Origin of the sequence: Rahnella sp. R3(2024) (assembly GCF_042920125.1) — a bacterium.
Classification (GTDB): domain Bacteria; phylum Pseudomonadota; class Gammaproteobacteria; order Enterobacterales; family Enterobacteriaceae; genus Rahnella; species Rahnella rivi.
This window is the reverse complement of the sequence record NZ_JBHGBU010000001.1, coordinates 16,660-32,351: the sequence shown is the minus strand read 5'-3', so window position 1 is coordinate 32,351 and position 15,692 is coordinate 16,660. Positions and strand designations below refer to the sequence as shown.

10 protein-coding genes are annotated in these 15,692 nt (G+C 55.3%); 8 read left to right on the top strand and 2 right to left on the bottom strand.

The window, feature by feature from the left end; all coding sequences use genetic code 11:
- Positions 1-37: 37 nt before the first annotated feature.
- The 7 genes from ABSH60_RS00115 (at position 38) to ABSH60_RS00085 (ending at position 10,833) form a co-directional block, all read left to right on the top strand.
- Positions 38-1,330 carry an alginate lyase family protein gene (locus ABSH60_RS00115; protein ID WP_390975633.1) on the top strand — a complete coding sequence of 431 codons (1,293 nt, stop codon included), beginning with the start codon at positions 38-40 and terminating at the stop codon, positions 1,328-1,330.
- Complete coding sequence (locus ABSH60_RS00110; RefSeq protein ID WP_390972166.1) at positions 1,327-3,456, top strand: heparinase II/III family protein; 2,130 nt, start codon at positions 1,327-1,329, stop codon at positions 3,454-3,456. Before ABSH60_RS00115 ends, ABSH60_RS00110 begins: the two co-directional genes overlap by 4 nt.
- A gap of 13 nt (positions 3,457-3,469) precedes the next feature.
- Entirely contained in the window at positions 3,470-4,246 is a 777-nt protein-coding gene (locus ABSH60_RS00105) for an SDR family oxidoreductase (RefSeq protein WP_390972164.1), read from the top strand.
- Between the two features lie 93 nt (positions 4,247-4,339).
- On the top strand, positions 4,340-5,062 hold the full coding sequence (locus ABSH60_RS00100) for an FCD domain-containing protein (RefSeq protein ID WP_390972162.1): 723 nt from the start codon (positions 4,340-4,342) through the stop codon (positions 5,060-5,062).
- An 831-nt stretch (positions 5,063-5,893) separates the two neighbouring features.
- Complete coding sequence (locus ABSH60_RS00095) at positions 5,894-6,748, top strand: helix-turn-helix domain-containing protein (RefSeq protein ID WP_217203635.1); 855 nt, start codon at positions 5,894-5,896, stop codon at positions 6,746-6,748.
- 86 nt (positions 6,749-6,834) lie between these two features.
- The gene (locus ABSH60_RS00090; protein ID WP_390972160.1) at positions 6,835-8,133 is read left to right on the top strand and encodes an MFS transporter; all 1,299 of its coding nucleotides are present in this window, start codon (positions 6,835-6,837) and stop codon (positions 8,131-8,133) included.
- Between the two features lie 42 nt (positions 8,134-8,175).
- Positions 8,176-10,833, top strand: coding sequence for a family 78 glycoside hydrolase catalytic domain (locus ABSH60_RS00085; protein WP_390972158.1), 2,658 nt, complete (start codon positions 8,176-8,178; stop codon positions 10,831-10,833).
- A gap of 67 nt (positions 10,834-10,900) precedes the next feature.
- On the opposite strand, the gene nifJ is transcribed toward ABSH60_RS00085, so the two are convergent.
- Positions 10,901-14,425 (bottom strand): pyruvate:ferredoxin (flavodoxin) oxidoreductase, encoded by a 3,525-nt coding sequence (gene nifJ, locus ABSH60_RS00080; protein ID WP_390972156.1) that lies wholly within the window; start codon positions 14,423-14,425, stop codon positions 10,901-10,903.
- 304 nt (positions 14,426-14,729) lie between these two features.
- Here nifJ and ABSH60_RS00075 point away from each other — a divergent pair, with 304 nt between their 5' ends.
- Positions 14,730-15,014, top strand: a complete 285-nt coding sequence (locus ABSH60_RS00075) for a DUF333 domain-containing protein (protein ID WP_056770399.1) — start codon at positions 14,730-14,732, stop codon at positions 15,012-15,014.
- Between the two features lie 109 nt (positions 15,015-15,123).
- On the opposite strand, the gene hslJ is transcribed toward ABSH60_RS00075, so the two are convergent.
- Entirely contained in the window at positions 15,124-15,546 is a 423-nt protein-coding gene (gene hslJ / locus ABSH60_RS00070) for a heat shock protein HslJ (RefSeq protein WP_056770403.1), read from the bottom strand.
- Between the last annotated feature and the right edge of the window lie 146 nt (positions 15,547-15,692).

Genomic DNA, 15,692 nt, shown 5'->3' with positions numbered 1-15,692 from the left:
GTGCCGTACCCTTGGGGTAAAAAAGCTCGCCGCCGCGATGGCGATGACATTTTGCAGCGCAGGCGCACTGGCGGCAGAACCGGCCTTTCTGAATACCGCACAGATGGACGTTGTGCGTCAGCAACTGCATGACAACACCGCCGCCCCGCAGACCTCTGAGGCCTATCGGCAGTTGCTGGCGGCAGCGGATTCGGCGCTGAAAAAACCCAACCTCAGCGTCACTGATAAAGGCATGACGCCGCCCGGCGGTTCGAAACATGACTATCTCAGCCTGAGCGCCTACTGGTGGCCCGACGAGAGTAAATCCGACGGATTGCCGTGGATCCGCAAAGACGGTCACGTCAATCCGGCCAGCAAAAATGATCAGAGCGACGGTGTGCGGCTGGCGGATTTCACCGCACGGGTGCAGAACCTGACGCTGGCCTGGTATTTCTCCGGCGAACAAAAATACGCTGACAAAGCCGCCAGCCTGCTGCGCACCTGGTTTATCACCCCGCAAACCCGCATGAACCCGAACCTGAATTTCGCGCAGGGCGTGCCGGGGATCTCGCCGGGCCGCAACGCGGGCGTGCTGGACGGGCGCTATTTCTCCACCCGCATCGTCGATTCGCTGGTGCTGCTGCGCGGTAATCCGGCGTGGAGCGACAACGATGATCAGCAGTTACGGGCGTGGATGACGGAGTATCTGCACTGGCTTCAGGGCAGCAAAATCGCCAAAAAAGAGGGGCGGACTGAGAACAATCACGGCAACTGGTACGTTACGCAGGTTTCCGGCATCGCCTGGTATCTCGGTGATAAAGCGGTGATTGGCGAGATGGCGACGCTGATGAAAAGCAAACTCGACGTACAACTTCGCCCCGACGGTACGCAGCCCGCCGAACTGGCGCGGACCCGCTCCTTCCATTACAGCTATTTCAACCTGCAGGCGATCAGCATGATGGCGGTGCTGGCGCAGAAAAACGGCATCGATCTCTGGCATTACAAAACCCCGCAGGGCGGCAGCGTGCTCACCTCGCTGGATTTCATGGCGCGCTTTAGCGATCCCGCTGTGCCCTGGCCGTACAAATCCATCGATCAGATCCGTGTGCGCCCGCTGCCGTTACTTTCCTGGGCAGATAACGCCAACGGCCAGCAGCGTTATCAGCAACAAATCCGCAGCGCGACCTTCACTTTACCGCCAGCGGATAACACTAAAAAAATGGCGGGCGGATATCACGAAGACGTCACCCGTGGCGCCGTGCGGGAGGCTGAACGCGAAACCTGGCTGCTTTCGCTGCCGTCGTTTGCCACCGGGTATGTCGCACCTCAGCCACAGGAGAGCGGAAAATGAAACCCTGGCTGCCTTTGCTGATATCCGCTGATGAAGCGGAAAAATTGCGTGCGGAAATTAACGCGGATTCTCTGGCGGGCGCGGCACTGCGCGGGCAGATTTCCGCGCTGGAGCATTACATGCTGAACGCACCGCAGATCCCCGGCCAGGGCGAGGCGGGCGGCCCGGAGCACGCGCAGCACAAACAAAATTATCTCTATATCCATCTCGCCGGTCGCCTGTTTCTGATCACCGGCGAGCCGCGTTACCGTGATTTCGCGCTGGCGCTGCTGACCGGCTATGCCGATATCTACCCCTCTCTCGGCAGCGCCACCAGCAAAGACAGTAATGCGCCGGGGCGGTTGTTCCACCAGACGCTGAACGAAAACATGTTCTGGTTGTACACCGTCGAAGGCTACCACTGCCTGATCCCCACGCTTGACGCCGGTCAGCGTGAACACATCGAAGCGGGTCTGTTCCGCGTGATGGCCGACGATGCGCTGAACCGGCACAGCAAAGATTTCGATATCGTGCACAACCACGGCATCTGGTCGGTGGCCGCTGCCGCTTTCAGCGGCTATGCCCTTGACTCTCCGTCACTGGTCGAAAAAGCCCTTTACGGGCTGAAAGGCGACAGCGACAGCGGCGGTTTTTTCGCCCAGCTCGGCCAGCTGTTTTCACCGGACGGCTATTACATCGAAGGGCCGTATTATCACCGCTTTGCGCTGCGCCCGCTGCTGATGCTGGCGGAAGTGATCGAACGCCGTCAGCCGGAATTACAGATTTACGCCTTCCGCGATCAGATCATCCGTAAAACCTGCGAAGCGCTGATGCAGACCGCGTTTCCCGATGGCATCTGGCCTGCGCTCAATGACGCCTCCAAAACCATGGGTATTGGCGACGAGGGCGCGGTGATCGCCGCCAGCGTCTGTTATCACCGTTATGCGCACAACCCGCAGTGGCTGGCCGTCGCCCGGCAGCAAAACACCGTCTGGGTCAGCCCGGCGGCGCTCGATTTATCGGCGGCGTTGAAAAATGCGCCAGCCGTACCGGTGAGTTGGGGAAGTGTTGCCCTGCGCGACGGGCCGCAAGGTACGCAGGGCGGCCTAGGGATTTTGCGCACTCCCGGTCAGGAGATGGCGCTGATGTGGTACGGCCAGCATGGCAGCATTCCGCGTCTGCATTCGGCGCTCAACCACGGCCATTTCGACGGCCTGCATCTCAGCCTGTTCAGCCGCGGGCGCGAATATTTACGTGACTACGGCTTTGGCCGCTGGGTCAACGTCGAGCCGAAATTCGGCGGTCGCTACATTCCCGAGAACAACAGCTACTGCAAACAAACCGTCGCGCACAACACCGTAGTGGTGGATGAGCAGAGCCAGAACGGCGGACACAGCCTGGAGGCCGAAACCCGCTGGGGCGAGCAGCATTTCTTTGTGACCGATAACCCGGCAGGACAGGGCATGAGTGCGCGGCTGCATGACTATTACCCCGGCGTGGATCAGCAGCGCACCGTGCTGATGCTGCAACTGCCGGAGTGCAGTGCGCCGCTTATCGTCGATGTTTTCCGTCTGACCAGTGCGCAGGCGCATCGCTATGATTACTGCCTGCATCATCTCGGCCAGTTTGTGCGCAGCGACGTGACGCTGACGGTGGCAGAGCACCTGAAACCGCTGGGTGAAAGCCACGGTTATCAGCATCTGTGGGATTGCGCCCGCGGCGAGGTGGCGGCGGGAGAGTCGGCTTTATTCAGCTGGCTCGACGGCGATGCCTACCGCACGATGATCAGCGCCTTCCCGGACGGTGGCGAGCTGATTGTCGCCCGCACGGGAGCGCAGGATCCTCATTTTAACCTGCGTAATGAACCGGCACTGTTGTTGCGAACCCACGGCAGCCGGGCGATTTTCGCCAGCGTATTTGAAACGCATGGCTATTTCGACGAGGCCAGCGAAACCTCGGTGGACGCGCGCGGAAAGGTTGAACGCGTCAGCGTGGTCAGCCATGACGATGAGCACACGGCACTGACTATCGGCTTTGCCTCACAGCGGACGCTGAACGTTCGCATCAACAACCGCGCCGCGCCGACGTCTGCCAACGCGTTCAGCGTGGCGTGGCAACCCGACACACCTCTGAACATCCCTGAATAATGAAGGAGTCATCATGTTTAACGATTTAAAAGGTCAGCGAGTTTTGATTACCGGTTCAACCAAAGGTATCGGTCTGGCGGCGGCCAAAGCTTTTGCGGCGGCGGGGGCTAAGGTCGGCATTAACGGCCATCGCCACGATGCCAGCCTCAACCAGCTGGCGTCGGAAATTGAAAGTCACGGCGGCGAAGTGGTCTATTTTGGCGCAGACGTCACCCGGTCCGCCGAGTGCGAGGCGCTGGTATCGCGCTTCGTCGAACATTTTGGTGGCCTTGACGTTCTCATCAATAACGCGGGCGGTCTGGGCGGACGTCAGGGGCTGGAAAGCATTGACGACGATTTTTACGACCATGTCATGGATCTCAATGCCCGCTCGGCGCTGATGGTCACGAAATACGCCATTCCGCATCTGCGTCATTCGGCGAAAGAAAGCGGTAAAACCACTTCGGTGATCAGCACCGGTTCCATCGCCGGGCGTGAAGGCGGCGGCCCCGGTGCCAGTTTGTACGCGGCGTCCAAAGCCTGGCTGCACAACGTTCACCGTAACTGGGTGAAAGAGTTCACCAAAGATAACATCCGTTTCAACGTGATTTCGCCGGGCACCATCGACACCGTTTTCCACGCGGATAAAAGCGCCGAAGTGCGGGAGAAAATCGCCGGTTCGATCGCCATGGGGCGCTTTGGCACCAGCGAGGAGCTGGCACCCAGCTTCCTGTTTTTCGCATCGCACGCGTGCAGCGGCTACATCACCGGCCAGATCTTAGACATTAACGGCGGGCAGATGGCGCCGTAGCGCACAGTTCTTCAGTTTCAAAGCGGAGGGCGCATGCAGCGTGCCTCCGCCTGAACTATGCTGTCGGCAATCTGCACTGAAAAAGGGAAGAGTATGACGATGCAGTTTGAAACCGCCGCAGGCATGACGCGTGGGCTGAACACCCACATTGCCCGCGATATCGCCCGTAAAATTCTCTCCGGCGAACTGGCTTCCGGTGCCATTTTGCCGAGTGAAATCGAGCTCGGCGAACAGTTCGGTGTCAGCCGCACGGCCCTGCGTGAAGCGCTGAAATTGCTCACGTCTAAAGGGCTGCTGGAATCACGTCCAAAAATCGGCACCAGGGTAAAAGAGCGTGCGCAATGGAACATGCTCGACCCGCAACTGCTGGAATGGATGCAGGGCATGGAAGCGACGGAAGAGATTTATCACCAGTTTCTGGAGTTTCGCAAAGCCATCGAACCGCACGCCACCGCGCTGGCGGCCGTGAATGCCAGCAAAGAGCAGCGCATTGAACTGTCGCGTATTTATCGCCAGATGTGCCACGTCTCGGAGAACTTCGACGCGCAGGCCTGGGTGGAGATCGACACCCAGTTCCACCGGATGATTTTCATCTCATCCGGCAACTGTTTCTATGTTCCGTTCGGCAATGTGCTGACCACCATTTTCAAATGGTTCTTTGAATACTCCTCCAAAGAAGGCGGCATGTGCCTCAATGAGCATAAAAGAATTTATGAAGCGATCATGGCAGGAGACGAAGGCGCGGCGTATTCAGCATCGCTGGGGCTGATGAAAGGGCATAAACATAGGTTGAGTCGCGGGGATAAAAGGGTTTAAAGCTAACTTCAAGGTCAACACCGTGGGTTGCCACCCACACCGGCCTTAAGGGGGGCTTATCGCCGCCCCCCTTAAGAATCCCAGGCTCTTTCACTGCGCGCTGCCGCTCGCCAGCTATATTCCAGCGGCTACCGCTATTGCCGCAAACGCCGCCGCTGCGCGGTCCTCTCATTTCAGGTTCGGACCCGCTCGGAAAAAACCCCTCGCGGTTTCTCACCGTTCATTCGACGTCGTTTTGAGCGCGGCCAAAGGCTATGTAAAACGAAGGTTTTTCTCCTCCCCCTGCGATGTTAAAGGAGGAAAGCAAAACCAAACACATCGTTTCGACTTTAAAAATGCCAGTGGCCGCGCTCAAAAATCACGCCGGAGGGAGTGGTGGAAAACCGCGCGTGTTTTTGCGCGGGTTGTAACCCGAGCGGAGGGCACCGCACAGCGGCGGGATTTTGCGGCAATAGGAGGAGTTTCTGAAACATAGCCCGCGAGCGGTAGCGCGCAGTTAAAAAAACGCAGGATTCCAAAGGGTTTCGTTTAAAACCCTTTGGGCCCGTTTGGGCGGCGAGCCCAAGGTCTTGACGTTAAAACGCATTCGCAGCCGCTAAGGCCAGTGTGGGTGGCAACCCACGGTGTTGACCTTGACCTAAAGCTGAAATACCCATCTCACTCTATTGTCATTTATGACACAAATATCACTATTACTTACGCCCCAGTGCCAACCCGCCTTATAGACTTGTCATCACTATTACGCTTTAATCATGCCATCGGAGCGGAATAATCATTCAGGGAACAGGATGAATAATTAAATCCCTTATAAGGAATTAACTCGGTGATTTTATGAGGACATTACAGGTCAGGGATTTCTTTCTTTCAGAACAGCACGCTTTCAGTTTATTCGATATGAATCACCAAATGATGGAAGATGTCCACCGGCATGAATTTGATGAGTTGGTTATTGTTCGTCACGGTAGCGGGTTTCATATTATCAACGATCAGGTGGAGTTTATCTATAAAGGGGACTTCTTTCTGGTGGCGGCTAATGATATTCACTGCTATCAGTCAACCAATAAATTGTCCGTGATAAATGTCTTGCTGCATAAAGAAAGGGAATTTAAATTCATTCAAAACATTGATGCGTTAATTCATCCAATCGCCGAACCTCCCTGTACGATGAAAAAACATCACGTAAGCCTTACCGATGAGGAACTGAATAAAATAGGCAGCGTGGCTGACATGATTAATTCACAGTGCGACGCAGAGTTTGACAGCCATTACTTTGCCTGCGCGGAGTCCGGCCTGCTGTCGATCATCGTGACGCTCTTTCAGTGCGCCAGCAGAAAGGGGGACCGCATCCACAACACTGATAGCGGCAAGCGACACCTGCTCAATTATTTACGCGAGAATTACGCCAGCAGCATTAACTGGGACTATTTATGCGAAGAAAGCGGCGTCGCGAAAAGAACCATGTTCCGCTTTATTAAAGAAATAACCGGTTATACGCCTGAACAGTTTCAGAGCCGGTATCGCCTGTTAAAAACGCAGGAGTTATTACGCACATCAGATTATCCGATTGGCAAAATTGCCACGCTGTGCGGATTTAATAACGCCCCGCGCTTAACCGAAGCCTATAAAAAACAGTTTCAACGCACACCTTCTCAGGAACGTGCGCGGGTGAGTAATAGTGTTATTTGAACGTCACGGATAAAAATAAGTCATTCCTCTGCAAAACAAAAAACAGTGAGAGATAAAATTAACGATAACTCATAAAGGTAATTATTATGTCAATCATCAAACGGACAAATCCCTGGTATGTGGGGGGAGTCTCTGGCATGGCCTCTTATATTGATTCTTCGGCAATTGTATCAAACGGAACGGCGCTGGTTATTTATCAGAAAGCCATCGGAACAACGTCAGTGGAAATCGGGATCCTTTCCGGTGTATTAACGTTATGTATTGCGCTCGGGGCACTTCTTGGCGGCAGGCTGGGAGATTGCTATGGCAGACGTAAAGTCTTTATCACCACCATGGCGATGATTATTACCGGCACTCTGTTACTGGCATTTGGCATTAATTTCCAGATGCTGCTGATCGGCACTCTTTTTGTCGGGCTGGGAACGGGGGCCGATCTGCCGGTTTCATTAGCCACCATTGCCGAAGCGGCTACCGATAAAAACCGGGGCAAAATTATCGGGCTTTCGAATCTTTTATGGTTTCTGGGCATCGTGATGACCATGGCGATTTCCGCCATGGTGGGCGGCTGGGGCCAGGCTGGGGCGCAAATCATGTACCTTCATGTTTGCGTGGTCGCGGCGATATTACTGTTATTACGCTGCACAATACCGGAATCGGGGTTATGGCTGAGTGCTAAACAAGATCGTGAAAAAGGCATTTCCAGCGTTCGTGCCCAAAAAACAGCATTTAAGGATCTGATCCGGGGAAAATATCTCTGGCCCTTCGTCGCGCTGTGTATTTTCTACAGCTTCACCAATCTTGCTGCGAATACAGGCGGGCAGTTTGGAACATATATTGCGGTGAACGTGGTAGGCATCAGCGTGGAGAAAAATTCTCTGTGGAACCTGATGACCATGCCGGTAGGCGTGGTGGCGGGAATTATGTTTATGCGGTTTGTCGATACGAAAAAACGGATGCCGACATTTATTCTCGGCGCCTTCTGTTTTGCCGGGGGATTTTTCCTGCCGGTGATATTTAATTTCTCTCCCATCTCCTGGTTCAGCTGTTTGTTCTTTACCGCGCTGGGCAGCGGGCTGGCGTTTGAAGGCATTATGAAAGTCTGGTCGCAGGAATCATTCCCGACCATGCTCCGCTCAACGGCGCAGGGCATTATTGTAGCGATCTCCCGTTTATCCTGTGGTTTGCTGGCCTTTGTCACCCCGTTATTACTTGATGCCGGGCCGATTGCGCTGTACTCGATTTTATCCACGGTCGTGGCACTCGGATTATTGATTGGCTGGCTGTGTTTCCGCGGTAAACCCCGTAATGAATTTAAAAGTGAGGCTGAACCTTTCTTTGAGGATTCACCGGTATTTCATATTGATACGCCCGCAGCAAAAATTTAATTCTTTCACAGTGAAAGGATCCCCTTACATAAGGAATGCGAAATGATGTTATCAGTGAGCAAACTGACGTTAGATCACGAACCGGCTTTATCGGGCGTGGAACGGTTACCCGTAATGGGATGGAAAATCGAAAGCCGTCATCGCAATGTCAGACAAACCTCGTATCAGCTGCAAATCAGTCATGATATTTGTTTTAACCAGATCGTTTTCGACAGCGGCGTCCAGCACAGTGAACAGTCGAACAATATTGTTTTAGCGAATGTCGCATTAATACCTTCTGCCCGCTATTTTGTCCGCGTACGTGTACAGGATAATTATGCTGAAACCAGCGCATGGAGCGAACCTGCCGGGTTTATTACCGGTCTGCTTGATAGCGGATGGCGCGCAGAGTTTATTTCGGCGGAGAAACCAGAAGACAAAGATAATTCAAAAGCCACACTGGTAAGAAAAACCTTCGAAGCCGACAGTCATAAATCCATTTCTTCCGCGTTTGCGCATGTCAGTGCGTGGGGTATTTATCAGTTGTATGTGAACGGGAATAAAGTCGGCACGGATGAACTGACGCCGGGATGGACCAGTTACGCTCATCATCTGCTTTATCAGACGTATGATCTCACGGATATCCTTTGCGGCGGGCTAAATGTTATCGGCGCGATGTTAGGTGCCGGCTGGTATAAGGGCGATATGGGGTTCACCCGCGACCGTAATTATTATGGCGAAAATACCGCGCTTATTTGTCAGGTTGTCATTACCTATACCGACGGCTCACAAGACATCATTAACACTGACGAAAGCTGGGAAGGGGACGATTCTCCCATTCTGTTTGCGGAAATTTATGACGGCGAAATTTACGACGCCCGGCAGGAACAAACCGGCTGGAGCTCGCAGAAATTCACCCCGCGGGTCTGGCGGCCGGTCAGGGTGATGGCAGGCGATAAAACGGTGCTTAAAGCGCAGGCAAGCGGCGCGGTCAAGCAGACAGAAAGGCTGAAGCCGGTCGCGATGATCACCACGCCGCAGGGTGACCGCGTGATCGACTTCGGTCAAAACCTCAGCGGCTGGGTGGAATTTTGCGTTAAAGGCCGCGCGGGGCAGAAAGTGATACTGCGCCATTTCGAAGTGCTGGACGCCGCGGGAAATGTCTATCTCGATAATCTGCGCTCCGCGAAGCAGCGCACCGAATATGTGCTCAGGGGGGAAGGGGAAGAGTGCTGGCATCCGCACTTTACCTGGCAGGGATTCCGCTACGTAAAAGTCGAGGAGTATCCGGGTGACGTGGATCTGAATAATTTCACCGCCATTGTCCTGCACTCTGCGATGGAACAAACCGGCGAATTCTCCTGCTCCAGTGCGGAACTCAATCAGTTGCATCACAATATTCTGTGGGGACTGAAAGGCAACTTTATCGATGTGCCAACGGACTGCCCGCAGCGCGATGAGCGGCTCGGCTGGACGGGGGATGCGCAGATTTTCTGCCGCACCGCCAGTTATCTGATGCAGACGCGAAATTTCTTCGCCAAATGGCTGACCGACCTGCGTTATGACCAGACGCCTGAAGGTGGCGTGCCGCATGTTGTCCCGGACATTCTGACCAACCATTGCGGCAAAGATCGTTTGCTGGCCGATGGCGGTACCCATTCGGCTTCTGCGTGGGCCGATGCGGCGGTGATCAACCCCTGGACGATGTATCTGATGTACGGCGATACGCGGGTGCTTGAAGATCAGTACGACAGCATGAAAGGCTGGATTGATTTCATGGAGGCGCATTCAGAGCATCACCTCTGGCGCTATAAACTCCAGTTTGGCGACTGGGTGGCGCTGGACGCAAAAGAAGGCAGCTATTTCGGAGCAACGCCCAACGATTTGACCTGCACGGCCTACTTTGCTTATTCCACGCTGCTGTTTTCTAAGGCCGCCAGCGTATTAAACCGCACCGCGGATCACCGGAAATACGCCGATCTGCATGACAAAATCGTCCACCGCTTCCAACAGGAGTTCTTCACTCCCGCTGGCAGGCTGGCGGCCAGAACCCAGACGGCACATATTCTGGCGCTCTATTTTAATCTGGTTCCGGAGGCCTTCCGCCAGAGAACAACAGAGACGCTGGTCGAACTGTTAAACGAACACGACGGCCATCTGGTGACCGGCTTCGTCGGCACACCTTATTTCTGTCATGCCCTCAGCCAGAATGGCCGGCTGAAGGAGGCCTGGCAGTTATTGCTGAAAGACGATTTCCCGTCATGGCTGTATCAGGTCAAAGCCGGTGCGACGACGATCTGGGAGCACTGGGATGGCATCAAACCCGACGGCTCAATGTGGAGCGCGGACATGAATTCATTCAATCATTACGCCTATGGCGCGGTGGGTGAATGGTTATACCGCGTAGCGGCTGGCATTGAAGCTGACGAAGATCAGCCCGGATTCAAACATGCGATCATTCAGCCGCGGCCCGGCGGCGGCCTTGACTGGCTCGATGCCCGTTATCAGTCGATTTACGGCGCGATAGGCGTGCGCTGGGAAGTGAGTGGTCAGACAGTGGATCTTCGGGTCAGCATTCCGGCGAACACCTGCGCGACGCTCCTGCTGACGGACGGCAAAACATTGCATGAAACCGATGGCATTGATTTTGTGCCCTGCGTGCAAGGGTATACGGCGGAAGTGGGGTCGGGGGAATATCGGGTGAAATATGCGTTAGTTTGAGATTGAGGTCGTGCGCTGCCGCTGGCGGGCTATATTCCACCAGCGGCTCCGGTTATTATCGCGAGACTTAAGACTCCGTTTTCTTCCCTGCCAGCATCGCCAGAAAATCATATTTCTGCTGCAACTCTTTCTCCGCTGCGGCATACAACATTTCCGCGACTTCCGGCTGCTGTGCATTCAGCCTTCTGAAACGCTGCTCGTTATTGAGCGTGTCAGTCAGCCCGCTGGATGGCGGCCTTGAGTCGAGCGCCAGCGCCGGTTTCCCTTCTTCCACACGACGCGGGTCGAAGCGGTACAGCGGCCAGAAACCGGTGGTGGTCAGCTGTTTCATCTGATCGTGGCTGAGTGCCAGATCATAGCCGTGTTCCTCGCACGGGCTGTACGCGATAATCAGCGACGGCCCCGGATAGGCTTCGGCTTCCTGAATGGCTTTGACGGTCTGGTTGAGCTGCGCACCGAGGGAAATCTGCGCGACGTAAACATGGCCGTACATCATCATGCTGACACACAGATCTTTGCGCGATTTGCGTTTGCCCTGTTCGGCGAATTTCGTCACCGCGCCGAGCGGGGTGGCTTTCGACTGCTGTCCGCCGGTGTTGGAATAACACTGGGTATCGAGCACCAGCACGTTGACGTTTTCCGTCAGGCTTAATACGTGATCCAGCCCGCCGAAACCGATGTCATACGCCCAGCCGTCGCCGCCAATCAGCCAGATGGATTTATCCACCAGATAATCGGCGTCCGTTGCCAGCTGCCGTGCGTCCGGCGTGTCAATATCAGCCAGAATTTTACGCAGCGCCGTGACATGTTCGCGTTTCACTTCCGGCGTGGAGGTGTCATCGCGCAGGCCGCCTAAGACCTCCGCCGGAATATGTTCTTCCAGCGAGGCGACTAAGCGCAGCACGCGGCGGCGGTGCTGATCAACCGTCAGCCGGAAGCCCAGACCGAACTCGGCGTTATCTTCAAACAGCGAGTTCGCCCAGGCCGGGCCACGGCCTTCGGCGTTGGTGGTGTAAGGCGTGGACGGCAGGTTACCGCCGTAAATCGAGGAACAACCGGTGGCGTTGGCGATCAGCAAGCGGTCGCCATACAGCTGGGTAATCAGTTTGATGTACGGCGTTTCGCCACAGCCGGAGCAGGCACCGGAATACTCAAACAGCGGCGTGATCAGCTGCGAGGTGCGGATGTCGATACGTTCCAGCGTACTTTGATCAATCTCCGGCAGTTTGAGGAAGAAGTCGTAGTTTTCACGTTCTTCCTCCAGATGCTCAATGCGATCCGCCATGTTAATGGCTTTGATCGACGGATCCTGACGGTCTTTCGCCGGGCAGACTTCGACGCACAGATTACAGCCGGTGCAGTCTTCCGGTGCGACCTGCAACACGTATTTCTGGCCGCGCATATCGCGGGATTTCACATCCAGCGATTGCAGGGCAGACGGCGCAGCGTCCAGGTATTCAGGCTGAACCACTTTGGCGCGGATCGCCGAATGCGGGCAGGCGGCGACGCAGTGGTTGCACTGGGTACACAAATCCGGTTTCCAGATCGGCACTTCTTCGGCAATGTTGCGTTTTTCCCACTGCGTGGTGCCGGTCGGCCAGGTGCCGTCCGGCGGGAACGCCGAAACCGGCAGCGCATCGCCAAGACCTGCCAGCATCGCGGCGGTCACCGTTTTCACAAAGTCCGGTGCGGCATCGGAAACGATCGGCGGGCGTTTGCGCGGGTTTTCAGGAATGGGCTGTAACGGCACGGCAACCAGTTCTTCCAGCGTTGCCCCGAGCGCCATCCAGTTGCGGGTCACCACGTCTTCGCCTTTGCTGCTGTAGCTGCGGGCGATTGCACCCTGCAATTCTTTCAGCGCTTCGTCACCCGGCAGGATCTGCGTCAGGTGGAAGAACGCCATCTGCATGACGGTATTAATGCGTGCGCCGAGTTTACATTCGCGGGCAATTTTGGCGGCGTTGATCACGTAGAAACGGGCTTCTCGCTGATGCAGGTTTGCCTGCACTTCCAGCGGCAGCCGCGCCCAGACTTCATCGGCGCTGAACGGCGTATTCAACAGGAAAATACCGCCATGACGCAGGCGCTCTGCCATCTGGTAAAGATCGATAAACTGCCACTGATGACACGCCACGAAATGCGCCTGCGTCACCAGATAGGCAGACTTGATCGGAGTGTGGCTGACGCGCAAGTGCGACACCGTCAGGCCTCCGGCCTTTTTGGAGTCGTAAACGAAATAACCCTGCGCGTACATCGGCGTGCTGTTACCGATGATTTTGATGTTGTTTTTGGTCGCCGACACCGAGCCGTCGCTGCCCAGCCCGTAGAACAACGCTTCCAGAGAGGCGCGCTCCGGCAACTCTTCTTCGGTTACCGGCAGGGACAAGCCGGTGACGTCGTCATAAATGCCGACAGTAAAGCGCGGGCGCGGCTGGCTCAGCGACAGTTCGCGAAATACTGACATCACGCAGTCCGGGCCGAACTCTTTCGAGGATAATCCGTAACGGCCACCGATCACTTTCGGCAGCGAATCACGTTCGCCACGCGAATAGGCTTCGGCCAGCGCGGTCATCACGTCGAGGTACAACGGCTCAGCCAGCGAGCCAGGCTCTTTGGTGCGATCGAGCACCGCAATGCTTTTCACCGTTTGCGGCAGCACGGACAACAGATGTCCGGCACTGAACGGGCGGTACAAACGCACTTTCAGCACGCCGACTTTCTCGCCACGCGCATTCAGGGTTTCGATCACTTCTTCTGCGGTGCCAATGCCGGAGCCCATAAGGACGATCACCCGTTCGGCCTGCGGATCGCCGACATAGTCGAACGGCTTATATTCGCGGCCGGTGAGGGCGGCAAATGCATTCATTGCGTCAATAACATGCTGGCAGGTGGCGTTGTAGTAAGGATTGGTGGCTTCACGCGACTGGAAATACGTGTCCGGGTTAGCGGAGGTGCCACGGATCACCGGATGATCAGGTGAAAGTGCGCGGGCGCGGTGGGCGTCAATCTGCGCCTGCGGCAGCATCTGCTGGAGGGTATCGTCACTCAGCGGGGCAATTTTATTGATTTCATGCGAGGTGCGGAAACCGTCGAAGAAATGGATAAACGGCACGCGGCTGTTGAGGCTGGCGACCTGCGAAATCAGCGCGAAATCCTGGGCTTCCTGCACACTGGCGGCAGAGAGCAGGGCGCAGCCAGTCTGGCGTACCGCCATAACGTCGGAGTGATCGCCAAATATCGACAGCGCGTGCGTCGCCACGGTACGGGCGGCGACGTGCAATACAAACGGCGTCAGCTGACCGGCCAGTTTGTACAGAACCGGGATCATCAGCAACAGACCCTGCGACGAGGTGAAAGAGGTCGATAATGCGCCGGTCTGCAACGCGCCGTGGACGGTGGAAATCGCGCCGGCCTCGGACTGCATTTCCATTACCGTCGGGACATCGCCCCACAAATTTTTCTTTCCTTCGCCTGACCAGGCACCGGCAATTTCGGCCATGGTAGAACTCGGCGTGATCGGATAGATGGCAATGACTTCGTTAGTGCGATAAGCCACGGAAGCGACTGCGTTATTACCGTCAGTGGTGATCATGGAATACCCTTTGCTTGCTCACAAAACAGGCCGGTAAATATGCGGTTTTACCGGCAAGAATGATAAAAGCTTAGCAGAGGGCGGAATAATCAATTTATCCTGATTGTGTGCAAGGTTTTTTATTAGTCAGGTGAATGAATGGGCCGTGCGGGAAGCGAAAGTGTTTCTGTTTATGAACAAAACCCCGATTTTTAGGAAAAAGTTGATGTTCTTTCGCCGGAAGGCTCGACGCAGACGAAAAACGTCGGATATGATGACCGTTCTATAATTCCCCGCTATATCGCACTATTCAGGAGCAGGACAGATGATCACTGCGTTTCGCGTGTTACTGGCCACCGGCGTGCTGGTGTTATCCGCATGCAGCAGCCACGAAGAGTCGGCTGATGTTCCACAAAAAGGCAACAGCGTGAATGTTGGCCAGCGCACCGTGAATATGGACAGCCCGGCGTTTGCTGCCTGTTCTATGGCAGGCGGACAATTGCGACTGGCTCCTCAGCTTGACGGCAGCCGCGTCGGGATGTGTTCAATGGCGAATGGCCGTCAGTGCTCTGAAAGCGCGTTGATGCAGGGCCGTTGTACTGCAGGCTAATGTACCGCAGGCTAATGTACCGCAGGCTAAGCTTTTACCCCAGTCACTGACCTTGGTGAGCTTCCGGGGCATGATGTTACTTGTTGCTCAGACCTGATCCCAAACGGGATTACATCCGGTCTTTGAGGCGATAAATCAGCGTATGTTTGCCCTGTGTCAGGATCATTTTGTGATCCTGCAAGGTCACTGCTGCGCCATGACTGAGCACATCACCTATCACCTGATCCCATTTGTTCAGATTCTCGTCGCTGCACAGCATCCGGGTGGAGGCCAGACCTTTCACGGTCAGAACGTTGTTTTGCAACTCGCCCTGGCCGAAGAAGTTATTACACATTTTGCCGGAAACGTGCATTTTCTCGCCAAACTCGATCTCCGGAATACGCCCCTGCGCCGCCGGAACGGTCTGCCCGTCAACGCTCAGCAGTTCAAACCGGTGATGCTGTAAATCGTGTTGTTTCACGGTGGTGTCCTGACCCATGCTGCATGCGCTCAGTGTGATGGCTGTCGCCAGAATAAACAGTGCCTTTTTCATCTTCTCTCCTGAGAAATATTCCATTCACATTCTCCGATGCAATAGATTCATCTGGATAATGCGTAATTTTCAATTCTATTGTAGCGTGAATGAATAAGGATGTTAAAGGCCAGATTGGCCTGGGAGAGCCACTGCGCCCGTTCTGC